This window comes from Jatrophihabitans sp., from assembly GCA_036389035.1.
Lineage (GTDB): Bacteria > Actinomycetota > Actinomycetes > Mycobacteriales > Jatrophihabitantaceae > Jatrophihabitans_A.
In genome coordinates, this window is record DASVQQ010000008.1 from 40,724 (window position 1) to 62,996 (window position 22,273).

At 70.4% G+C, this 22,273-nt stretch carries 21 protein-coding genes; 8 read left to right on the forward strand and 13 right to left on the reverse strand.

Annotated features, from left to right (window positions below; genetic code table 11):
- Nucleotides 1-31: 31 nt before the first annotated feature.
- Together lipA and lipB are read right to left on the reverse strand one after the other, a co-directional pair.
- Nucleotides 32-1,030 (reverse strand): lipoyl synthase, encoded by a 999-nt coding sequence (gene lipA, locus VF557_05265; GenBank protein HEX8079596.1) that lies wholly within the window; start codon nt 1,028-1,030, stop codon nt 32-34.
- Entirely contained in the window at nt 1,023-1,670 is a 648-nt protein-coding gene (lipB, locus tag VF557_05270; GenBank protein ID HEX8079597.1) for a lipoyl(octanoyl) transferase LipB, read from the reverse strand. Before lipB ends, lipA begins: the two co-directional genes overlap by 8 nt.
- 237 nt (nt 1,671-1,907) lie before the next feature.
- Here lipB and VF557_05275 point away from each other — a divergent pair, with 237 nt between their 5' ends.
- Both VF557_05275 and VF557_05280 read left to right on the forward strand, forming a co-directional pair.
- On the forward strand, nt 1,908-4,130 hold the full coding sequence (locus tag VF557_05275; protein ID HEX8079598.1) for an MMPL family transporter: 2,223 nt from the start codon (nt 1,908-1,910) through the stop codon (nt 4,128-4,130).
- Nucleotides 4,131-4,196: 66 nt separating this feature from the next.
- Complete coding sequence (locus VF557_05280; protein HEX8079599.1) at nt 4,197-5,936, forward strand: serine/threonine-protein kinase; 1,740 nt, start codon at nt 4,197-4,199, stop codon at nt 5,934-5,936.
- Nucleotides 5,937-5,971: 35 nt separating this feature from the next.
- Here VF557_05280 and VF557_05285 read toward each other — a convergent pair whose 3' ends face one another.
- The 4 genes from VF557_05285 to VF557_05300 form a co-directional block, all read right to left on the reverse strand.
- Nucleotides 5,972-6,874: a TIGR01777 family oxidoreductase gene (locus VF557_05285; GenBank protein ID HEX8079600.1), complete on the reverse strand. Its 903-nt coding sequence runs from the start codon at nt 6,872-6,874 to the stop codon at nt 5,972-5,974.
- Nucleotides 6,875-6,938: 64 nt separating this feature from the next.
- Complete coding sequence (sucB, locus tag VF557_05290; protein ID HEX8079601.1) at nt 6,939-8,672, reverse strand: 2-oxoglutarate dehydrogenase, E2 component, dihydrolipoamide succinyltransferase; 1,734 nt, start codon at nt 8,670-8,672, stop codon at nt 6,939-6,941.
- Between the two features lie 78 nt (nt 8,673-8,750).
- Nucleotides 8,751-10,154, reverse strand: coding sequence for a dihydrolipoyl dehydrogenase (gene lpdA / locus VF557_05295; GenBank protein HEX8079602.1), 1,404 nt, complete (start codon nt 10,152-10,154; stop codon nt 8,751-8,753).
- A 189-nt stretch (nt 10,155-10,343) separates the two neighbouring features.
- The gene (locus VF557_05300; protein ID HEX8079603.1) at nt 10,344-11,828 is read right to left on the reverse strand and encodes a leucyl aminopeptidase; all 1,485 of its coding nucleotides are present in this window, start codon (nt 11,826-11,828) and stop codon (nt 10,344-10,346) included.
- 113 nt (nt 11,829-11,941) lie between these two features.
- On the opposite strand from VF557_05300, the gene gcvT reads away from it, so the two are divergent.
- Nucleotides 11,942-13,051 carry a glycine cleavage system aminomethyltransferase GcvT gene (gcvT, locus tag VF557_05305; protein HEX8079604.1) on the forward strand — a complete coding sequence of 370 codons (1,110 nt, stop codon included), beginning with the start codon at nt 11,942-11,944 and terminating at the stop codon, nt 13,049-13,051.
- Nucleotides 13,052-13,150: 99 nt separating this feature from the next.
- On the opposite strand, the gene VF557_05310 is transcribed toward gcvT, so the two are convergent.
- From VF557_05310 to VF557_05320, 3 genes are read right to left on the reverse strand one after another with little or no spacing between them, the layout of a single operon-like run.
- Nucleotides 13,151-13,951: an adenosylcobinamide-GDP ribazoletransferase gene (locus tag VF557_05310; GenBank protein ID HEX8079605.1), complete on the reverse strand. Its 801-nt coding sequence runs from the start codon at nt 13,949-13,951 to the stop codon at nt 13,151-13,153.
- Nucleotides 13,952-13,955: 4 nt separating this feature from the next.
- Nucleotides 13,956-15,182: a nicotinate-nucleotide--dimethylbenzimidazole phosphoribosyltransferase gene (cobT, locus tag VF557_05315; GenBank protein ID HEX8079606.1), complete on the reverse strand. Its 1,227-nt coding sequence runs from the start codon at nt 15,180-15,182 to the stop codon at nt 13,956-13,958.
- Nucleotides 15,179-15,733 (reverse strand): bifunctional adenosylcobinamide kinase/adenosylcobinamide-phosphate guanylyltransferase, encoded by a 555-nt coding sequence (locus VF557_05320; protein HEX8079607.1) that lies wholly within the window; start codon nt 15,731-15,733, stop codon nt 15,179-15,181. Before VF557_05320 ends, cobT begins: the two co-directional genes overlap by 4 nt.
- Nucleotides 15,734-15,911: 178 nt before the next feature.
- Between VF557_05320 and VF557_05325 the strand changes: the two genes are divergently transcribed.
- The 4 genes from VF557_05325 to VF557_05340 are packed head-to-tail and all read left to right on the forward strand — an operon-like array spanning nt 15,912 to nt 17,843.
- On the forward strand, nt 15,912-16,100 hold the full coding sequence (locus tag VF557_05325; protein HEX8079608.1) for a hypothetical protein: 189 nt from the start codon (nt 15,912-15,914) through the stop codon (nt 16,098-16,100).
- A gap of 53 nt (nt 16,101-16,153) precedes the next feature.
- Nucleotides 16,154-16,390, forward strand: a complete 237-nt coding sequence (locus VF557_05330) for a hypothetical protein (GenBank protein ID HEX8079609.1) — start codon at nt 16,154-16,156, stop codon at nt 16,388-16,390.
- Nucleotides 16,391-16,403: 13 nt separating this feature from the next.
- Nucleotides 16,404-16,775 (forward strand): hypothetical protein, encoded by a 372-nt coding sequence (locus tag VF557_05335; GenBank protein HEX8079610.1) that lies wholly within the window; start codon nt 16,404-16,406, stop codon nt 16,773-16,775.
- Nucleotides 16,776-16,832: 57 nt separating this feature from the next.
- Nucleotides 16,833-17,843, forward strand: a complete 1,011-nt coding sequence (locus VF557_05340; protein ID HEX8079611.1) for an aldo/keto reductase family protein — start codon at nt 16,833-16,835, stop codon at nt 17,841-17,843.
- A gap of 103 nt (nt 17,844-17,946) precedes the next feature.
- Here VF557_05340 and VF557_05345 read toward each other — a convergent pair whose 3' ends face one another.
- Entirely contained in the window at nt 17,947-18,546 is a 600-nt protein-coding gene (locus tag VF557_05345) for an RES family NAD+ phosphorylase (protein ID HEX8079612.1), read from the reverse strand.
- A gap of 3 nt (nt 18,547-18,549) precedes the next feature.
- Nucleotides 18,550-18,873: a hypothetical protein gene (locus tag VF557_05350; GenBank protein HEX8079613.1), complete on the reverse strand. Its 324-nt coding sequence runs from the start codon at nt 18,871-18,873 to the stop codon at nt 18,550-18,552.
- A gap of 161 nt (nt 18,874-19,034) precedes the next feature.
- Between VF557_05350 and VF557_05355 the strand changes: the two genes are divergently transcribed.
- Complete coding sequence (locus tag VF557_05355; GenBank protein ID HEX8079614.1) at nt 19,035-20,243, forward strand: hypothetical protein; 1,209 nt, start codon at nt 19,035-19,037, stop codon at nt 20,241-20,243.
- A gap of 43 nt (nt 20,244-20,286) precedes the next feature.
- On the opposite strand, the gene VF557_05360 is transcribed toward VF557_05355, so the two are convergent.
- Both VF557_05360 and nadA read right to left on the reverse strand, forming a co-directional pair.
- Complete coding sequence (locus tag VF557_05360; protein ID HEX8079615.1) at nt 20,287-20,898, reverse strand: DUF3043 domain-containing protein; 612 nt, start codon at nt 20,896-20,898, stop codon at nt 20,287-20,289.
- A gap of 49 nt (nt 20,899-20,947) precedes the next feature.
- Entirely contained in the window at nt 20,948-22,246 is a 1,299-nt protein-coding gene (gene nadA, locus VF557_05365; GenBank protein HEX8079616.1) for a quinolinate synthase NadA, read from the reverse strand.
- Between the last annotated feature and the right edge of the window lie 27 nt (nt 22,247-22,273).

Consider the following 22,273-nt stretch of genomic DNA (forward strand, 5'->3'; position numbering starts at 1 on the left):
GCCAGCTCAGGCGCGCCCGGCCCGAACGGATTCAGCTCGAGGCGGCCGGGGTGAGGGTGCGAGCGTCAAGGGCCTGCTGGTAGAGCCGGCCGGCTCGGTAGGACGATCGTACCAATGGCCCGCTGAGCACCCCGGCGAAGCCGATCTCCTCGGCCTCCTCGCGCAGCTCGACGAACTCCTCGGGCTTCACCCAGCGGTCGATCGGGTGATGCCGCAGTGACGGGCGCAGGTACTGGGTGATGGTGATCAGCTCGCAGCCGGCGTCGTGCAGGTCCTGCAGCGCCTGCGAGATCTCGGCGCGCTGCTCGCCCATTCCCAGGATCAGGTTGGACTTGGTGACCAGGCCGGCCGCCCGGGCGGCGCTGATCACCCGCAGCGAGCGCTCGTAGGTGAAGGCCGGCCGGATCCGCTTGAACACCCGCGGCACCGTCTCGACGTTGTGCGCCAGCACCTCCGGCCGCGAGCCGAACACCTCGGCCAGCTGCTCGGGCACGGCGTTGAAGTCGGGGATCAGCAGCTCGACGCCGGTCCCGGGGTTGAGGTCGTGGATCTGGCGGACCGTCTCGGCGTACAGCCAGGCGCCGCCGTCGGGCAGGTCGTCACGGGCGACACCGGTGACGGTGGCGTAGCGCAGCCCCATCGTCCGCACGCTCTCGGCGACCCGGCGCGGCTCGTCGGTGTCCAGGGCAGCCGGCTTGCCGGTGTCGATCTGGCAGAAGTCGCACCGGCGGGTGCACTGGTCGCCGCCGATCAGGAAGGTGGCCTCGCGGTCTTCCCAGCACTCGTAGATGTTGGGGCAGCCGGCCTCCTGGCACACCGTGTGCAGGCCCTCGCTCTTCACCAGTTGGCGCAGCTCGGTGTACTGCGGGCCCATCACCGCGCGGGTCTTGATCCACTCGGGCTTGCGCTCGATCGGGGTCTGGGAGTTGCGGGCCTCGATGCGCAGCAGCTTGCGTCCGGCCCCGGCCGCCGGGCCGGGCTCGGGCGCGGAGCCGACGGGTTCGGTCAGGGAGCCGACGGGTTCAGTCACGGGATCGAGCGTACGCGGCGACCAGGCCCGGCAGCAGCGCCTCCACCACCGGCAGGGCATCGGTGACGCTGACCTCGCGGCCGAGCTCGGCGGTCAGCGAGGTCACACCGGCGTCGGTGATGCCGCACGGCACGATCCGGTGGAACCAGCTCAGGTCGGGGTTGCAGTTGAGCGCGAAGCCGTGCAGCGTGACGCCCTGGGCGACCCGGATGCCGATCGCGGCCACCTTGCGTTCCGGGCCCCGGTCATCGGCCGGCAGCCACACCCCGCTGCGACCGGCGACCTGGCCGGCCGCCAGGCCCAGCTCGGCGCAGACCTCGACCAACACTTCCTCCATCCGGCGGACGTAGGCCACCACGTCGACCGGGTTGGGCAGCTCGACGATGGGATAGCCCACCAGCTGCCCGGGGCCGTGCCAGGTGATCTTGCCGCCCCGGTCCACGTCGATCACCGGCGTGCCGTCGGTCGGGCGTTCCCAGTCCTCGGTGCGCCGGCCGGCGGTGTAGACCGGCGGGTGCTCCAGCAGCAGGGCGGTGTCATCGATCTCACCCGCGACCCGCTGCTCGTGCAACTGGCGCTGCCACCGCCAGGCCTGCTCGTAATCGAGCAGACCGGCGCGAATGGTCCTCAACTCAGACACCTGATCACCTCTTCACCCGCCAGCGTACGGCCCTGGCGAGTGGTCAGTATTCGGAGAGTGTCGGCGGTATTCGAGGAGTAGCGGGGCCGATCGGTAACTATCCGGTGCGAAACGCTGACACCCTGTGGTGGATGGTTTTTCAAAGAAAGTACGCTGCGCGCATCAACTCCGTCGGTCCGGCCACAACCTGGCGTTGAGGTACCTCTGGACCCGTACCCCTCTCTTTTTGGAGATGTGATGACCGAGGTCAAGACCCGGCCGGCGCCCGACCCGGCAGGGCCCAAGAAGCGGCAACTTCCCCGGGGCCTGCCGGTCTTCGCGGTGGTCGCCGTCGCGATCCTGGCATTGCTGGGCGGCGGGGCCGGCAGCTCCTACCAGAGCAAGCTGGTCGAGGTGCAGAAGAACGACAATGCCTCGTTCCTGCCAGGCTCGGCCGAGTCGACCAAGGTGCTCATGGAGTCGGACAAGTTCAACAAGGTCCAGAATGTGCCGGGCTTCATGGTCTTTCACCGAGAGAGTGGACTGACCGCCGAGGACCGGGCCGCGGTTGACAAGGCCGCCGGGCTGGTTGCCAGGACTCCCGGGATCGCCACCGACGCACTCGCCCCGCCGCAGGTCTCCGCCGACGGCACGACGATTGCGGTCTTCACGCCGCTGGTGCAGAAGGAGAACGGCCAGGACCTCAGGTGGGACCTGATCGGCGAGGTCGAGGAGAAGATCGTCAACGAGACCTCGGCGGGGCTGCCCGCAGGTCTGGAGGCGTATCCGGCGGGGCAGTCAGGGTTCTTACTGGCATTCACGCAGGCTTTCGAGGGAATCGACAGCACGCTGCTGATCGCCGCGCTGACAGTGGTGATCATCATCCTGCTGTTCGTCTACCGCTCGCCGGTGCTGTGGATCTTTCCGATCCTGTCGGCGCTGATGGCCCTGGGGCTGTCCTCGATGGTGATCTACTTCCTCGCCAAGGAGGATGTCCTCTCCTTGAACGGGCAGACCGCGGGCATCATGCCGGTGCTGGTGCTCGGCGCTGGCACCGACTACGCGCTACTGCTGGTCGCTCGCTATCGCGAGGAACTGCATAACTATCCCAACCGCTTCGACGCCATGATCGTGGCGTGGCGTGGAGCGGTGCCGGCGATCGTGGCCTCGGCCGCCACGGTGATGCTCGGCCTGGGGTGCCTGATCTTCTCCAGCCTGGAGTCCAACAAGACCCTGGCCCCGGCGGGCGTGATCAGCATCGCCTGCACCCTGCTGCTGTCCATCACCTTCCTGCCGGTGCTGCTGGCGCTGGCCGGCCGTTGGGTGTTCTGGCCCCGCAAGCCCAAGTTGGACCAGACGGTCGACCTGACCAGCCACGGCTTCTGGGGCGGCGTCGCGAGCAGGGTCGACCGCAACCGCCGTCCGGCCTGGATCGGCTCGGTGGTGCTGCTGGGTGTCTGCCTGATCGGCCTGTTCTCACTGAACACCAGCGGCTTCTCCCAGGCGGAGACCCTCACCAACGAGGCCGACGCGATCGTCGGTCAGGAGCTCTACGACGAAAAGTTCGGCGTCGACACCAACACGCCCGCGGTGATCACGACGAACGCCAACTCGGTGGACGCCGTCATCGCCGCGGTGTCGAAGGTCGAAGGAGTGGACACCAAGCCCGGCGCGGTATGCGTCCAGGTCGACTACCCGAAGCTGGCCGCCGCGATCAAGTCGGGCAGCACCCCGCCGCCCAGCGGCAGCTGCGCTCCGGAGTCGCTGCAGGTCCAGCCGATCGAGGGCCGGACGATCCTGAACGCCACGATGACCGACGCCTTCGACACCGATGAGGCCTACGCCACAGTGGACCGGCTGCGTGAAGCGGTCGGCAACGTCCCCGGCGCTGACGCTCAGGTGGGCGGCATCTCCGCGGCGACGCTCGATGTCAAGGTCGCCTCGGAACACGACCGCTACCTGATCATCCCGATCGTGTTGCTGGTGATCTTCCTGGTGTTGGCGGTGCTGCTTCGGTCGATCCTGGCTCCGATCCTGCTCATCCTGACGGTGGTGCTCTCCTTCGGGGCGGCGCTGGGAATCGGGGCGCTCGCATTCGAGCACCTGTTCGGCTTCCCGGGTTCGGATCCGTCCTACCCGCTGTTCAGCTTCGTGTTCCTGGTGGCGCTCGGAATCGACTACAACATCTTCCTGATGACCCGGATCAGGGAGGAGTCCATCAAGCACGGCACCCGGGCCGGGATCTCGCGGGGCCTCACGGTGACCGGCGGTGTGATCACCTCTGCGGGCATAGTGCTTGCCGCCACCTTCACGGTGCTCGGCGTGCTGCCGCTGGTGTTCCTGACCGAGCTCGGCTTCACCGTGGCGGTGGGCGTGTTGATCGACACCATCCTGGTGCGCAGCGTGCTGGTGCCGGCGCTGGCGGCCGACATCGGCAAGAAGATCTGGTGGCCTTCCAAGCTGGCCACCGCGCAGGACTAGGCGGTCCGGCCGGGGGGCTGTGGACAACCTCGGCGGTGGTAGCGCTGTTTCTCCTACCGTTGCCCCGTGTTCACGGTTCCCGGCTATCACCTAGATCAGCTCATCGGTTACGGCAGCCACGCCGAGGTGTTCTCCGCCCGGCTGGCTGCCACCGGCGAGCCCGTCGCGCTCAAGCGCATCATCCTGCACCCGGCGGGCGGCGATCCCGCGCAGGCCGCTCGGCAGGCGGCGGCGCTGGCCCGCTCGGCCCGCGGCGAGGCGGCGCTGCTCGCCACGCTCGAGCACCCCGGCCTGATCCGGCTGCGCCAGTACCTGCAGACCTCGACAGCCGCGGTGCTGGTGATGGATCTGGCTGAGGGCGGCTCGCTCGCCCAGCTGTTGCGCCGCCGTGACCGGCTGAGCCCGGCAGAGGTCGCGGCAACCCTCAGCCGGGTCGCCGCCGCGCTTGCCTACGCCCACGACGAAGGGGTGCTGCACGGCGACGTCAGCGCTGCCAACATCCTGTTCACCGCCGCCGGTCAACCCAAGCTGGCAGACCTCGGCGTGGCGCGGATGCTGATCGACCATGCCGATCCGGACCGGGCGCTGGGGACGCCGGCCTACCTCGACCCGGTGCTCGCCGCCGGCGGCGCGGCCGGCCAGGCCAGCGACGTGTTCTCACTCGCCGCTGTCGCGTTGCATTGCGTGACCGGCGCCGGGCCGTGGCAGGCCGGTGACCGCGACGACGCCCGCACCGCCCTGGCCCGGGCGGCCACCGGCGTGATCGAGGATCTGCCCGGCAGGCTGGCGGGCTGCCCCGAGGCGATGGCCGCCGTGCTCAGCCGGGCGCTGGACCCGGAGCCGCACCGTCGCGGCTCGGCGGCCGAGTTCGCCCTCGACCTGGGGGCCAGCGTGCCGGGCACTCCGGTGGTGCTCGGCGCCGGCCGGATCGTGCCGCGGGTCGGGCGGCATTCGGCCGAGCGGGATCATCCGACCGAGCGAGATGAGCAGACCGGACGAGATGAGCAGACCGGACGAGATGAGCCGACCGGCGGCGATGCCGTGCCGGCCGACCTGACCCATGTGGCACGGCTGCAGGTCAGGGGAGAGCCGGTCCCGCCGAGCCCCGGGGGCCGGCCGGCTCGCTGGTTGTCCCGCCGGCCGGCCAGGGTCAGCGCGATCGTGGCCGCCGCGGTCCTGAGCGTCGCCGGCGTGGCACTCGGGGTGGCCGCCGTTCGCGGCACGGGCGGGCCGAGCCTGGGGTCTGGCCAGCAGGCCGGGGCGCCGGCCATCCAGGGCGGCGGGGTCGCCGCGACCGTCGAACGGCCTCCGGGTGCCGGGCCGGTCAAGGGCGGCCATGCCGAAGACGACCCTGCCAAGGGCGGTCGAACTGAGGACGGCCCTGCCGATGACCGCCCTGCCGAGGACGTCCCCGCCGAGGACGATCTGGCCGACCCCGACATGGTGCTGCGCACGCTGGCCGATCGACGTGCCGAGGCGTTCGCCTCAGCCCGTCCCGACCTGCTGGCCGGCGTCTACCAGTCACCGGCCCTGCTGACCCAGGATCTCGCCCAGCTGCGCTCCCGCATCCCGGCCGGCTGTGGCCTGACGGGGCTGCGCACCGAATATCAGGACGTCACGGTCACCAGCGCCGGCCCGCAGCGCCTGGAGTTGCAGGTCACCGCCAGCCAACCGCCGGCGTCGCTGGTCTGCGCGGGGACGGTGCGCAGCCGGACGCTGCCCGCGGGCGCGACCCGGCTGGCGCTGAGCCTGGTGCGGGTGGGAGCTGAGTTCCGGATCGCCTCGCAGCGTCCGGGTTGGCCGTGACCTGGCTCAGCGCGGTCTCGTCGGAGCCCGAACGCTCAGTGGGCGATCGCCCAGGCCAGCGCGCTGCGCACATCAGCGTGCTCGAACCGGTACCCGCTGCTTGTCAGCTTCTCCGGCATTACCCGCTGGCTTACCAGCACCCCCTCGTCGGTGAACTTGCCGATCGCCAGCCGAAGGCCGAACGCCGGGGCCGGCAGCAACGCCGGCCGGTGCAGCGCCTTGGCCAGCTCGGCGCTGAACTCGGCGTTGCGGACCGGCTCGGGGCCGACCACGTTGACCGGGCCTTCGAGCTGCTCGGTCTGCAGGATGTGCCGGATGGCGCCGATCTCGTCGGCCAGCGTGATCCAGGGCTGGTACTGGCGGCCGGAGCCGAGCTTGCCGCCGGCCCCCAGCTTGAACAGCGGGAGCAGGCGTTTCATCAGCCCGCCGGTGCGGCTGAGCACCAGCCCGGTGCGCAGCGTCACCACCCGGACCCCGGCGTCCCGGGCAGCCTCGGTGGCCCCTTCCCAGTCGCGCACCAGATCGGCCAGGAACCCGGTTCCGCCGGCCGCGGACTCGGGCAACGGCTCGTCACCGCGGTCTCCGTAGTAACCGACTGCCGAGGCCGACAGGAAGGCGCCGGGCCGTAGCTCGGCCGGCAACCCGGCCAGGGCGCGGGCCAGGGTCCTGGTCGGCTGCACCCTGCTCTGCACCAGCACCTGCTGGTAGGCCGGCGTCCACCGCTGGTCGGCGATCCCGGCGCCGGACAGGCTGATCACCGCGTCGGATCCGGCCAGCGTCAGCGGATCCAGCTCACCCCGTTCGGGGTGCCACTCGAACTCCGACTCCGACACCGGGCTGCGCCGTACCAGCGTGCTCACCTGGTGGCCGTGGTCGCGCAGGTCCTTGACCAGCGCCTTGCCGAGAAAACCGGACGCCCCGGCGATGATCACCTTCACAGCACACCCCCGTGAGCACTCAGCGTGCCGGCCTGGTCATCGGCCGGGCCGGCACGTCACTGTGTCAGCCCAGTCCGAGCGCGCGTTCGAAGGCGCCGGCCTCGAGCCGGGTCTTCATGGTGGTCAGGAACCGGGCTGCGTCGGCTCCGTCGACGATCCGGTGGTCATAGGACAGCGCCAGGTAGACCATCGAGCGGATGGCGATGATCTCGCCGAGCTTCTCATCAGAGATCACCACCGGACGCTTGACCACCGAACCGGTTCCCAGGATCGCCACCTGCGGCTGGTTGATGATCGGGGTGTCGAACAGGGCGCCCCGGCTGCCGGTGTTGGTCAGGGTGAAGGTGCCGCCGCCGAGCTCGTCCGGTGACACCTTGTTGGTGCGGGTCCGATCGGCCAGGTCGGCGATCTTGCGGGCGACGCCGGCCAGGTTGAAGTCGCCGGCGTTGTGGATCACCGGAACCAGCAGGCCGCGCTCGGTGTCCACCGCGATGCCCAGGTGCTCGGCCTCGTGGTAGGTGACCGTGCCGGCTTCGGTGTCGACCGAGCAGTTCACGTTCGGATGCGCCTTGAGGGCTTCGACCGCCGCGACCGCGAAGAACGGCAGGAACGTCAGCTTGACGCCCTCCCGCCTTTCGAACTCGGCCTTGGCGGCCTCGCGCAGCCGGGCGATCGGGGTGATGTCGACCTCGACCACGGTGGTGAGCTGCGCCGAGGTCTGCAGCGATTCCACCATGCGAGCTGCGATCACCTGACGCAGCCTGGACAGCTTGACGGTCTGGCCGCGCAGGGCGTTGTCGGCAGCCGGCGCGGACGCGGCAGGCGCGGACGCGGCAGCCGGAGCGGACGGGGCGGACGGGGCGGCGGGAGCTGCCGCAGGCGGGGGAGCGGCCTTGGCTGCCTCGGCCTCGGCCCGCTGCTCGGCGGCGGCCTGGGCCGCTGACAGCACGTCGGACTTGCGGATCCGGCCACCCACGCCGGTGCCGGTCAGTGAGTTCAGGTCGACACCGTGCTCGCTGGCCAGCTTGCGCACCAGCGGTGTCACGTAGGTGCCGGCGACCTCGTCGTCATCGGCCCCACCCGGGACCGAGGGAGTCTCCCGGCCCGAGTAGTCCGACGCCGGAGCCGAACTCGGCGAGGCCGAGGCGTTGGGCGGGGCAGCGGCGGCTGGCGGTGGGGCGGCGGCCGGTGCCGGAGCCGCGGCCGGAGCCGGCGCGGCGGCCGGTGCCGGGTCGGCCGGTGGCTTGTCCTCGGCGGCCGGCTGCTGGTCGGACTCGCCGGCCGAACCCGCCTCGGGGGCGGCCTCGCTGATCGGCTCGTCGGGCGCCTTCTCGTCGGTGGTCTGCTCGTCGGCGGGCGGGGCCTGGGCCGCCGGCTCGTCCTCGGCCGCCGGCTCGTCCTCGGCAGCGGGTTGCTCAGCGTCCTGCTGGCCAGCAGGCTGTGACTCGGCCGCCGGTTCGGCGCTCTCGTCGGCCTGGTCAGAGTCCGCCTGGTCAGAGTCCGCCTGGCCAGAGTCCGCCTGGTCAGAACCCGCCTGGTCGGAGCCGGCCTCGGCCTCACCGGCGTCGCTGATCACTGCCAGCTCAACGCCGATCTCGACGGTCTCGTCCTCGGCGACCTTGATCGAGGTCAGGATGCCCGAGGCGGGCGAGGGCACCTCGGTGTCGACCTTGTCGGTCGAGACCTCCAGTAGCGGCTCGTCCGCGGTGACCTGATCGCCCTCCTGCTTCAGCCAGCGCGTAACGGTTCCTTCGGTCACGCTCTCACCGAGGCGCGGCATGGTCACTGAGACCGGCATGTCTTCTGGCTCCTATCGTCGGATCAAGGCGTGACACACCGGGCAGCGGGCCTGGCGCGGCCCGCGGTCCGGGTGGTGTCAGTCGTGCACGTGCAGCGGCTTGCCGGCGAGCAGCAGGTGGGCCTCGCCGATCGCCTCGGACTGCGTGGGGTGCGGGTGGATCAGCTGGGCGACCTCGCTGGGCAGCGCCTCCCAGTTGTAGATCAGCTGCGCCTCGGCGATCAGCTCGCCGACCCGGTCGCCCACGATGTGCACGCCGAGCACTCTGCCCACCGCGTCCTCGGACTTCTCGGCCACCAGCTTCACCGCGCCCTTGGTGTTCAGGATCGCGCTGCGGCCGTTGCCGGACAGGTCATAGGTCACCGTCTTGATCTTCTCGGCGCCGAACTTCTCGGCGGCCTGTGCTTCGGTGAGCCCGACCGAGGCGACCTCGGGGCTGGAGTAGGTGATCCGCGGGACGCCGGCGTAGTCGATCGGCACCACCGGCAGGCCGGCGAGGTGCTCGGCCACCAGGATGCCCTCGGCGAAGCCCACGTGGGCCAGCTGCAGGGTCGGGATCAGGTCACCGACGGCGTAGACGCCCTCGACGTTGGTGCGGCAGTACTCATCGACAAGGACGAAGCCCCGGTCCATGCTCACGCCGGCCTGCTCGTAGCCGAGGTCGGCCGAGGTCGGGCCACGCCCGACGGCGACCAGCAGCAGTTCGGCCTCGAGCGTCTGGCCGTCCTGCAGGTGCACCTTCACACCGTTGTCGGTGCTCTCGACGCGATCGAACTGGGCGCCCAGCTTGAAGCCGATCCCGCGCCGGCGGAAGGCCCGCTCGAGCAGCTTGGAGTTGGCTTCGTCCTCCAGCGGCACCAGGTGCGGCAACGCCTCGACGATGGTCACCTCGACCCCGAAGGACTTCCAGGCGCTGGCGAACTCGCAGCCGATCACGCCGCCGCCGAGCACGATGGCACTGGCCGGCACGTGGTCCAGTCCCAGCGCGTGGTCGCTGGTGATGACCCGCTGACCGTCGATCTCCAGGCCGGGCAGCGTCTTGGCGTAGGAGCCGGTGGCCAGGATGACGTTTGCGCCGGTGTAGGTCTGGTCCCCGACGGTGACCTGCTTGGGGCCGGTGAGCCGGCCCTCGCCCTCGACGATGGTGATGCCGCGGCTGCGGATCAGTCCCTGCAGGCCCTTCCAGTTCTTGGAGACGACCCCGTCCTTGTACTTGTGGACGCCGGCCATGTCGATGCCGTCGAAGCTGGCATTGACCCCGAACTGCGAGCTCTCGCGGGCGGAGTCGGCGACCTCACCGGCGTGCAGCAGCGCCTTGGTGGGGATGCACCCCCGGTGCAGGCAGGTGCCGCCGACCTTGTCCTTCTCGATCAGCACGACGGACTTGCCCAGCTCGGCGGCACGCAGCGCCGCGGCGTAACCGCCGCTGCCACCACCGAGGATCACGACGTCTACGTTGTTCCCGGCCCCTTCGGCTGCCACGAATGTCTCCAAGCTTCGGGGCTTGGCTGCCCCGATCGTCACCAGTGAGTCCAGCTGGTCCGACGCAGTGTCGGACCGGGTTCCATCTTGTCACTTCACGTTCGTAGCCGGGCAGCCGGGCAGGCTGCGTTCAGCGCCCGCCGCCCCCGGCCCGCCGGGCGCTCAGTTCGCCACTGGCTGGCCGGGCGCTCACCCCGCCGCCAAGTCGATCAGGCTTGCCAGGATCGTCCGGACGATGACGCCGGTGCCGCCCTGGCCGTTGTAGCCCGAAGCGGAGTGCAGGAAGGCCGGGCCGGCGATGTCGACGTGCACCCACTCCAGGCCCTCGGGCACGAAGTCCTTGAGGAAGGTGGCGCCCACCAGCATCGAGGCCGAGCGGTCCTTGGGCAGGTTGACGACATCGGCCACCGGGGAGTCCAGCACGCTGCGCAGCCGGGGCGGCATCGGCATCGGCCACAGCGATTCGCCGGCGGCGGTGCCCAGCGCCACCACCCGGTCGCGGAGGGCGTCGGTGCCCATCACCCCGGAGGTGCCGTTGCCCAGCGCGACCACCTGACCGCCGGTCAGGGTGGCCGTCTCGATCAGGTAGTCGGGGGAGTCCTCGCACGCCCGCAGGATCGCGTCGGCCAGGATCAGCCGGCCCTCGGCGTCGGTGTTGTCGATCTCGACGGTGCGCCCGTCGCGCATCACCAGGATGTCGGAGGGCCGGTAGGACGAGCCGGACACCGCGTTCTCGGCCATCGGGACGGTGGCGGTGATCGCGATCGGCAGCTTGAGCCGGGCCGCCGCGATGATCGACTCGATGACCGCCGCCGCGCCGGCCATGTCGGACTTCATGTCGCCCATGCCGGACTGCTTGAGGTCCAGGCCGCCGCTGTCGAAGGTGATGCCCTTGCCCACCAGCGCGACGCTGGCGCGGGCTCCGGCCGGCGTGTGGCTCAGCCGCACCAGTCGCGGCGGCGTCCGCGAGCCGCCGCCGACCGCCAGGATGGCCCCGAACCGGCCGCGCTTGAGGGCCCGCTCGTCGAGCACCTCGACTCTCAGGCCGGCTGCCTCGCCACGCTCGCGGGCGTAGGCGGCGAAGGTCACCGGGTTGAGGTGGTTGGCCGGGGTGTTGACCAGGTCGCGGGTGTTGTTGACCGCCTCGATGATGATCCTCGATCGCCGGATCGCGGCCTTGGCGCCGGCGTCGGCCGGCTTGGTGACGGCGATGTCGACCCGCCGCAAGGCGTTCGGCTCGGCGCTCGGCTTGTACCGGGTGAACCGGTAGCCGCCCAGCAGCGCGCCGTCGGCGATGGCCTGCACCAGTTGCGGGTCGGTGCCGGAGCCGATCGCCACCGCCACTCGCTTGGCCGACTGCAGCCCGCGCAGCGCGGTTCCGACGGCTCGCCGCACCGCCTCGGGTTCGAGGGTGTCCGGCGCCGCGACGCCCAGCCCGGCCGCCACCACCAGCGGTGTGGCGCTCTTGCCCAGCGTCGGGATCTTGATCGCCTCGTCCGCCTTGCCAGTGGCCTCGACGGCTCGCAGCGCCTCCAGCAGGACGCCGCCGAGAGCCGCGTCGACGCCGGCAGCGCCGTCGGCCAGCGCCACCCCGTCATCGGTGCAGACCGTCGCCACCACTACTGCGTCAGCGGTCAACGGCGCCGCGCTGTCGATCAAGAAAACCGAAGTCATGCGGCAACTGTATGTGAAGTGAGTACCGCACCGGTTTGCCCATCCGGCCCCGACTTGATCCGGTCCATGACAGGGCTGGGCGAGGCGGCCGGGAGGGTCGGTACCGTTGCGCCATGACTGAGCTGCGCCGTTCACCGCTGCACGACCGCCACGTCGAGCTGAAAGCCAAGCTCGCCGACTTCGGCGGATGGCAGATGCCCATCGAATACGGCGCGTCCGGTGGCGGCGTGATCGCCGAGCACACCGCCGTCCGGTCGGCCGTCGGCATCTTCGACGTCTCGCACCTGGGCAAGGCCACGGTCGCCGGCCCCGGCGCCCGGGACTTCGTGAACTCCTGCCTGACGGCCGATCTGGGCAAGATCGGACCCGGCCAGGCGCAGTACACGCTGTGCTGCGCCGAGGACGGCGGTGTCATCGACGACGTCTTCAGCTACCTGATCAGTGACGAGCAGGTGTTCCTGATGCCGAACGCGGCCAACGCCGACGAGGTGGTCGGGCTGCTCGCCGCCGCCGCTCCGGATGCGGTCACGGTGACCAACCAGCACGAGGACTTCGCCGTGCTCGCCGTGCAGGGCCCCAGGTCCCCGGAGTTGCTGAAGGCGCTGGGCCTGCCGGTCGAGCTGAACTACGTCAGCTTCGTCGACGCCGAGTTCGGCGGCCGGCCGGTGCGGGTCTGCCGGACCGGCTACACCGGCGAGCACGGCTACGAGCTGATCCCGTCGTGGGACGACGCCCCGGCGCTCTGGGACGCCCTGATCGAGGCGGCCCGCCCGCTGGGCGGCATGCCGGCCGGCCTCGGCGCCCGCGACACGCTGCGCACCGAGATGGGCTACCCGCTGCACGGCCAGGACCTGACCCGCGAGATCAGCCCGGTGCAGGCCGGCTCGTCCTGGGCGGTCGGCTGGCAGAAGCCGGAGTTCTGGGGCCGTGAGGCGCTGCTCGCCGAGAAGGCGGCCGGCCCGTCCCGGCGGCTGCGCGGGCTGCTGGTGACCGACCGGGGCGTCCCGCGCGGGCACATGAACGTCCTGGACGCCGACGGCGCGGTGATCGGCCAGACCACCTCCGGGACGTTCTCACCCACCCTGAAGCAGGGCATCGCGCTGGCCCTGATCGACACCGGCGCCCAGGTGAGCGAGGCCAGCCCGGTGTCTATCGAGGTGCGGGGCCGCAAACTGGCCGCCACCGTGGTCAAGCTGCCGTTCGTGCCCTCGCACGTCCGCTAGCCGGCTCCGCCGGACGCGTAGCGATTTCGTCCGCCAGAGCGCCCGAAATCGCTACCTGTCGGACGAGTCTCCCGTCCACAGATCGCGCGGCGGCCAGGCTCAGGCGGCGCTCAACGCCAGCAGCGCCACCGCTGTGGCCAGTTCACAGCCGGCGCCGAGCACGTCGCCGGTGACTCCGCCGAACCGGCGCACGCACTGCCGGGCCAGCAACAGCACCAGGGCGCAGCCGAGCAGGACCGCCAGCCCGGCCCGGACCCAGTCCGCCGCCGGCCAGCCGGGGCCGGCGGCCTCGATGCCCCGGCCGGCGACCGCGCCGAGCGCGATCAGCGCCAGGGCCCAGGCCGCGCAGACCGACGCCGGCACGGTGCCGGCCACCAGGGCGCCCAGGCCGTCGGGCCGGGCGGCCGGAATCCGGCGCGCGCAGCACAGCGTGATGCCCAACCGGCCCACCGCGACCCCGACGGCGATCAGCAGCCAGCCGTGCCGGGCCACCAGCGCCGACAGCGCCGCGGCATCCACCAGCAGCACCGCCGCGATCGCGGCCACCCCCAACGGGCCGGTCTCGGGTGACTTCATGATCGCCAGTGCCCGGTCGGGGGCGGTGTAGGAACCGAGCGCGTCGAAGGTGTCGGCGAGCCCGTCCAGGTGCAGGCCGCGGGTCAGCAACGCCAACAGCACCACCAGCACGGCAGCGCTCGGCAGCGGGGCCAGTCCCAGCTCAGTCAGGCCCCAGGCGACGCCGGCCAGCACCCCGCCGAGCGCCAGCCCGACGGCCGGCGCCCAGGCCATCGCCAGCGCCGCGGTGCGCCGGTCCACCCGGCCGGCCGGCAGCGGCAGCACCGTCAGCGTGGTCAGCGACAGCCGCAACCCGGCAGCCACCGGCCAGCCGCCGCCGCTCATCCGCTCATTCCCCGGCGTCCGATTCCGTGGCGCTCAATTCCGCGGCGCTCAATTCCGCGGCGCTCAATTCGGCACCGCTCGGCTGCCGGGTGGCCACCGCGGCTTCGGCGAAGGTGGCCATCTGGGCCAGGCTCAGCGCGGCGGCCCGCAGCACCGGCAACGCCACCAGCGCCCCGGTGCCTTCTCCGAGCCGCATTCCCAGCCGCAGGATCGGCGTCAGCCCCAGCCGCTGCAGGGCCAGCTCGTGTGCCGGCTCCGCCGACAGGTGCGCAGCCTGCAGCCAGTGCACCACCCGCGGGTTGCCCAGCTGGGCGACCAGGGCCGCGGCGCTGACCACCAGGCCGTCCAGCAGCACCGGCGTCCGGCGGTAGGCGGCCTGCAGCATGAAGCCGGTCATCGCCGCCAGGTCGGCGCCGCCGGCCACCGCCAGCAGCCGGGTCAGGTCCTGCCGATGCGGCCAGGCCCGGCGCCGGGCGTCCCGGATGGCGGCGCACTTGCGAGCCCAGCCGGCGTCGTCGATGCCGGTGCCCCGGCCCACCACCTTGATCGGCTCGACCCCGGCGAGCACCGAGATCAGCACCGAGGCCGGCGTGGTGTTGCCGATCCCCATGTCACCGGCGATCAGCAACTGCGCTCCGCTGTCGATCTCCTCGTCGGCGATGGCGATGCCGGCGGCCAGGGCCCGCTCCGCCTCGTCCTGGCTGAGGGCGTCCTCGCGGTCGATCCGGCCGCTGGAGCGGCGGATCTTGTACTTCGACAGCGCCGGATCGGTGTCATGGTCCACCGCCAGGTCCAGCGGGCGGACGCCGGCGCCGGCCGCGGCGGCCAGCACGTTGACGGCGGCGCCGCCGGCAGCGATGTTGGCCAGCATCTGCGCGGTCACCTCGGCCGGGTAGGCCGACACCCCCGCGGCGGTAATGCCGTGATCGCCGGCGAACACCACCACCCGGGCGCGTTCAAAGGCGTGCGGCGGGCACTGTCCCTGGGTGCTGCTGGCCCAGATCGACAGCTCTTCGAGCATGCCGAGCGCCCCGGCCGGCTTGGTCAGCTCGTCCTGGCGGAGCTTGGCGGCCTGCGCGGCGTCGGCGTCGGGGTAGTCGATGCCCTCCAACGCCGCCCGCAGCGCGCTCGGCGCCTGCTCGGGCGTGCTCGGCCGCTCGGAAGTGCTCGGTGCCTGCTCGGGCGTGCTCGGCGCCTGCTCGGAAGTGCTCGGCTGCTCGGATGCGGTCATTGCTGCTCTCCTGACTGCTCGGGCGGTGTGCGCAGCCACAACGGCAGGCCTGCCACCACCAGGACGACCTCGTCGGCGTGCGCTGCCAGTTCGGTGTTGAGCCGGCCCAGCTCGTCGGCGAAGATCCGGCCTGATCTGGACTCCGGGTGGATGCCGCTGCCCACCTCGTTACTCACCAGCACCACCCGTCCGGGACTCTCGCGCCAGGCGCTCACCAGCTCGACGGTCGCGACGCGCAGGCCGGACAGCTCGCCGTCCCAGCCGCCGGTGCGGTCGATGGTGCGGGCCAGCCAGTTGCCGAGATCCTCCACCAGCAGCGGCGCCGGCGGCGCGGCCAGCGCGGCGGCCAGCTCCAGGGTCTGCACGGTTCGCCAGTGCGCGGGCCGGCGTCGGCGGTGTTCGGCGATCCGGCGGGCCCAGTCGGCGTCGTCGCGCTCGGCCGCGGTGGCGAGGTAGTCGACCCGGTCGTGGCCGGCCAGCTGCCGCTCGGCCCAGCTCGACTTGCCCGACCGCACGCCGCCGAGCACCAGAGTGCGCCGTCGCGCCGTCAATCAAGGACCCTTTCGCTGAGCGAGCCGCTGCGCCAGCCCGGATGGCTCGCCCGCGGCCCGCCGGTGAGAACCCGCCAGTGCGGAACGCAGCCTAGGCCAGCCGCCGCGACCGGGCCCAGCCGGGACGCTAGCGTGAGCCGCGGAAGGCCGAATCCCCGACCGACAAGGTGGCGCGAAGATGTCCTGGACCTGGAAGTACGAGCCCGAGACCCCCGACGCCGAGAACCCGGGCGATTTTCCCAGCCAGTCCGACGCCGAGAGCTGGCTGGGGGAGGCCTGGCGGACGCTGGCCGAGGCCGGCGTGGCGGGCGTGAGCCTGGAGCACGACGGCAAGCACGTGTACGGCCCGATGCCGCTGTCGGAGTGAGGCAATTGACAAGTTTCAGTTGTCAGCTGTCACTGACAAGGTAGAGTTGTCAAGTGGAGTTGGAGGTCGCTGACGCAGCTCGAAAACACGGTGTTGCTGACGCGGACATGCTTCACGCGATCCGCATGCAGTTCCGTGCCATCCGCCAGAGCGGCAACCGTGAGCTGATCATCGGCGCCGACCGCACTGGTCGACTGCTGGAGATCGTGATCCTCGACGCCACTGAGCAAGAACCTCCATGCGTAATCCACGCCATGGAGTTGAGGAAGAGGTTCTACGCGTTCCTGTAAAGGGGTGATGACGATGGCACGATCCAAGGAGGAAATCGCAAAGGCGGCTGCCGAGAGCGATGCGTGGATGGATGCTGTCGAGCCCGCACGCCTCTCCGCTGACGCGATCAACGATCGGAACGATTTGCGTCAGATCGGTGTCGCGCTACTAGCTATCGAGGCAGCCCAGCAGTCACTCGTAGACGCCGTCGCCCAGGCGAAGGCAAACGGCCGGTCCTGGACGGATATAGCGAACGTGCTTGGCGTCTCGCGCCAGGCGGCGCGACAACGCTTCGATGCCCACCTGGAGTCCGCGCGCCAGCCGGATGGCGAGATTCTCACCATCCATGATCTTCCGAGCCAACCTGTTACGGCCTTCGATCTTGAAAGACGGAAGTCCTCGTGACGCCCTGCCGCCACCCAGGGTGAACGGTGGCAGGTTTTTCGGCCTAGGGTCGAAGTCATGGAATTTCGATACCTAGGAAACAGCGGACTCAAGATCTCGGAGATCACCTACGGCAACTGGCTGACCCACGGCTCCCAGGTCGAGAACGACGTGGCCAAGCAGTGCGTCCAGGCTGCCCTGGACTGCGGGATCACCACCTTCGACACCGCCGACGTCTACGCCAACACCAAGGCAGAGACAGTGCTGGGCGAGGCGCTCAAGGGCCAGCGCCGCCAGTCACTGGAGATCTTCACCAAGGTGTATTGGCCGACCGGCCCCGGCGGCCCGAACGACTCCGGCCTGTCCCGCAAGCACATCATGGAGTCCATCGACGGCTCGTTGAGCCGGTTGCAGACCGACTACGTCGACCTGTACCAGGCGCATCGCTTCGACACCGAGACCCCGCTGGAAGAGACCATGCAGGCCTTCGCCGACGTGGTCCGGGCCGGCAAGGCCCTCTATATCGGCGTCAGCGAGTGGACCGCGGACCAGCTGCGGGCCGGTCACGCGCTGGCTCGCGAGCTCGGCATCGGCCTGATCTCCAGCCAGCCGCAGTACTCGATGCTGTGGCGGGTGATCGAGGACGAGGTGGTGCCGGCCTCCCGGGAGCTCGGCGTCGGCCAGATCGTCTGGTCCCCGATCGCCCAGGGCGTGCTGAGCGGCAAGTACCTGCCGGGGCAGCAGCCGCCGGCCGGCTCGCGGGCCACCGACACCAACGGCGGCGCCGACATGATCCGGCGGTTCATGACCGACGACGTGCTCAACCGGGTGCAGGCGCTCAAGCCGATCGCCGAGGAGCTGGAGCTGACGATGGCTCAGCTGGCAGTGGCCTGGGTGCTGCAGAACGACAATGTCTCGGCCGCCCTGGTGGGCGCCTCGCGTCCGGAGCAGGTGCAGGAGAACGTCAAGGCCGCCGGTGTGACGATTTCCGACGAGGCGATGAAGCGGATCGACGAGGCGCTGGGCGACGTGGTCGTGCGCGACCCGGCCAAGACCGCCCAGAACGCTCCGGACCGCCGACCCAGCTGAGGGCGGCGGCGGGCGCCGAGGCCCGCGCGGTGCGTGCTGAGGGGAGGCTGCTGTCGCTCCGTAGAACGCTTGCATACGCGATGCGCCCACCGACTGCGGTGGGTCAGAGGCCGGTATCGACGACCCGAAGGTGGCGTGGCGGCACGTGGCGTGGATCGGCCGGCAATCGGTCCCAGGCCGTGTCGACCGCGGAGCGTGTTGGTCGCTGCGCGACCGGAAGGACATCGGTGAATAGAGCGAGTGTGTCTCCGATTCCTGTGGCGGCGGGAGTGACGACGCCGTGCAGGCCGATCTGGTGAGCAACCTGGGCGACAGCCCTACAGCGGGCATAGGCATCGCTGTCCGAGGTTGCCGAGCGAAGGATGTCGAATGGCAGGTCCAGCTGCATACGGCTGGCCGCTTCCCGAAGGTCTAACAGGTCTGTGACTTCAACGGTGCACGTCACCAGAGCGCGTGGTTCGAGGTAGGCAAGCATCTGTTCGTCCTCGACAGGGTCGACGAGGTGTCGATAAGCCTCGACGATCACTGAGTCGGTAGGGCGGCCCAGGTAGAGGACGGGAAACCCGTCCTTCGTACTCCATCGCCCGGTGCCACGCCGTCCGTCAAGGGCCTGGGTGGCGTAGCGCGCGGCGACGTGGCGTTGCCAGGTCCCGCCCACATCGGCTCGCGGACATGCGGCGACGAGGACGGCGAGGGAGTCCATGGTTCACATAGCTCCCGAGACGCGTTCGGCTTCAGCGAGGACTTCGTCGTACTGGCCGGCGGCGAGCAGGTCGATGGGTCGCTGGCTGCCGAGGTTCCGGTTCCGGGCATGCAGCCAGATCTGGACACCTTCCTCGGTGTAGGCCTCACGAAGCTCGCGGACGATGTACTGCACGTCGAGGAGACGCCTGACTTTCGCACCAGCCGGTACGCCGTTGCCGGCAGCCCAGTTCTGCACCGTCCGCAGGCTCGCCCCCACGGCTTGGCCGAGCTCAGTCTGGGTGATTCCAGAACGGGTGATGTCATCGACGATGCGCAGGTAGGTCAAGGAGTCCGGTGCCTGGGCGCCTGTTCGGGTTGGGCGTGCTTTGCTCATCTGGGTCCTCTAGGGTGAGCCACGTTGCTTATCATGCTGCGTAAGCAGTTACGTGTCAAACTTCGTACAACTGTCATGTCTTCTGCTACGGTAATGCCATAGCGGAGGTGGGCATGGCCGAATTGGTTATTCGTGTCAGTGGGCAGGACGCTGCCCTGATCAGCCGCGTATACGGTGCCGGTGGAGCGCCGGTGGCCAGGCAGCGTCCGGACCGTCTGGTGGTGGACGCCCATGTCGCGGCCACCCATCCGGAGATCGCGGCCACCGCGCGGCGTGCCGGCGTGCCGTTCCTGGTCGACCCGTTGACTCACTATCTGCAGGACGTGCAACATCCAGCCGATCCTTGGGCGAAGCTCTCGTTCGCCAATGAGCGAGCCCACACCCCGGCTGATCTCGCTGCGGCCCCACGCCAGGAACGGCTTGTTGAGGAGTGCCTCTCGTTCCAGATCGACCATGGCGCTACGACCCTGATCGCCCCCTACGCCCATATCGAGAGGGCCGACGATGGCTGGGTTGACATCCAGCGGCGGTTACTCGCCCAGACGCGCCGCTTCCTGGACCGCAATAACGTCCGCATCCCGGTAATGGCCGTGTTCGGGCTTGGGTGGCGGCTGTTGGACCGCGTGACCTGGCCTAGCGTCCTTAACCCGCTGCTTGAGGCATCCGCCTTGCTCGGACCGGTGCCGGTCGCACTAGCCGCGGCGAAAGTGGATCAAGGTGTACACCCCGAGCGGCGTCTCGCCGATCTGCTCGCCACGATCGGGCAGATCAGCTCCCGTCACCCGGTCATTGCCTGGAACCAAGGGGCACTCGGCGAGGCATGTGTTGTCGGTGGCGCCATCGGCTACGAAGTCGGGATCGGATGGCGGGAACGGTGCGACCTGCGGTCGGCCTCGGCCGCTCACCGACTGCCACCGTCGGGCGGTGGCGGCGCGCGACCGGTATACGTGGCGAGTGTGCGGCGGAGCATTCCGAAGCCGAGCCTGCGGGTGCTGATGAGAGACCGCGTTCTCCTGCCGCACCTGGCTTGCACTCATCTGCCCTGCTGTCCGACCGGACATTCTGCCCTGCTTGGCGATGCCCGCGCGCACACCATCGCGGCCAGGGCCCGTACCCTCGCTGAACTCGATGCCGCAGACACCCTCGCTTGGAAGTGGCAACTTCTCACCCAAATCAGCGAACGCGGCCTTCAAGTTGCTGACCGGATCAACATCGCCAGCCGGCTCCATGACGCCGTGAGCCGCATCGACACCGCGGCTCTAGTGGCGACCTATGCCGTGGCAGCCGCGAAACGGCGCAACGCAACAGAGCGCGCCGCTTGAATCATCCGTCGACGCGAGCACGCGCTGTGGCGGGACCAGCCGCTCAGATCTCGTCGCCCAGCTCGACCCGGGGCAGCGGACGCCGCCAGCTGCGCCGGAAGTAGGCCCGGCTGCCGGCGTAGAAGCCCAGCGACACGGCGGACTCCCTGCTCTGCAGGCCACGTGACACCGCCAGCTTGCGGATCCTGGAGCCGGTGAAGATCCATTCGGCCAGCAGCAGGCCGAACAGCCCCAGGGTCAGGATCTGCAGCGTCGGGATGGCGTAGCCGACCAGCATCAGCGGGAACAGCAGCAGCAGGTAGTTCGACGCCATCCGGCGCGAGTCGACGTAGTCCCGGGCCAGGGCGCGCACCGGGCCCTGGTCGCGGCGGGGCAGCACCCGGGGGTCGCCGGCCTTGACCGCCTCGCGGTACTCGGTGGCGGTCAGCTTCTTCTGGCCGGCGACCTTGGCCTTGCTGCCCTGCTGCTTCTGCCAGGCGGCGGCTTCCTTGCGGGTCTTGGGCGCCGGGGGCGGCGGTATGGAGTTCGTCCGGCGCTTGGGGGTCGGACGTCCCTTCGGCGCGCGCGCCGAGGCCGGGCCGGGCTCGGGCTCCGGGGCGGTCGGAACTTCGGTCACGGTCTCGGCGGCGGCTGCCTTGCGGCGGAGCGGGTTCACGGCGCAGCTTTCTTCTCGGGCGGGTCGGATCCGTGCCGGATCCAGTGGGTCAGGTCGGGAGCGGGGCGGCCGGCAGCAGCTCGGGCAGCGCCAGCATCCGGTCCAGCGCCAGCCGGGCGTTGCGGGCCACCGTCGGCTCGACGGTGATCTGGTTGACCACCTCGCCGCGCACCAGTGACTCCAGAGTGTGCACCAGGTGCGGCAGGTCGATCCGGTTCATGGTGGCGCAGTAGCAGACGGTGGACTCCAGGAAGGTGATCACCTTGTCCGGGTGCGACTCGGCCAGCCGGCGCACCAGGTTCAGCTCGGTGCCGATCGCCCAGGCCGAACCGGCCGGCGCCGCCTCGATGGTCCTGATGATGTATTCGGTGGAACCGACCAGGTCGGCCGCGCTGACCACCTCGTAGGTGCACTCGGGATGCACCAGCACCTGCACCCCGGGCACCCGCTCACGCACCTGGGCGACCTGCTCGGCGGTGAACCGGCCGTGCACCGAGCAGTGCCCGCGCCACAGGATCACCCGGGCCCGCCGCAGCTCCTCGACGGTGAGCCCGCCGTTGGGCTTGTACGGGTTGTAGACCACGCAGTCGTCCAGGCTCAGGCCCAGCTGGCGCACCGCGGTGTTGCGCCCCAGGTGCTGGTCGGGCAGGAACAGCACCTTTCCCTCGCCGTCCGGGTGCTGGTCGAAGGCCCAGCGCAGCGCCCGCTCGGCGTTGGACGAGGTGCAGACCAGCCCGCCGCGCTCGCCGGTGAAGGCCTTGATCGCGGCCGAGGAGTTCATGTAGGTGACCGGCACGGTCTGCCCGGCGATGCCGGCGTCGGTCAGGGCATCCCAGCAGTCCAGCACCTGGAAGTCGCGTGCCATGTCGGCCATCGAGCAGCCGGCAGCCAGGTCGGGCAGCAGCACCCGCTGGTTCTCACCGGTCAGGATGTCGGCCGACTCGGCCATGAAGTGCACCCCGCAGAAGACGATGTAGTCGGCTTCGGGGCGGGCCGCGGCGTCCCGGGCGAGCTTGAAGGAGTCCCCGGTGACGTCGGCGAACTGGATGACCTCGTCGCGCTGGTAGTGGTGGCCCAGGATGAACACCTTGTCACCCAGGGCCGCCTTGGCCGCCCGGGCCCGCTCGACGAGATCGGGATCCGAGGCCGCCGGCAGCTCACCGGGGCAGTCCACCCCGCGCTCGGAGTCCGGGTCGCTGCCCCGCCCGAGCAGCAGCAGGGCCCGCGCCGAGGAGCCGGCCGCCTCAACCGAGGAGCCGGCCGCCTCAGCCTGAAGGTCACGAACGTGTGTTGAACCGCCCGCCCCGGCTGAGACGTATGCATTCTTGTACCCATCAACGCTGGTCACAGCTGACAGTCTGCCTGCTGAGTGCCG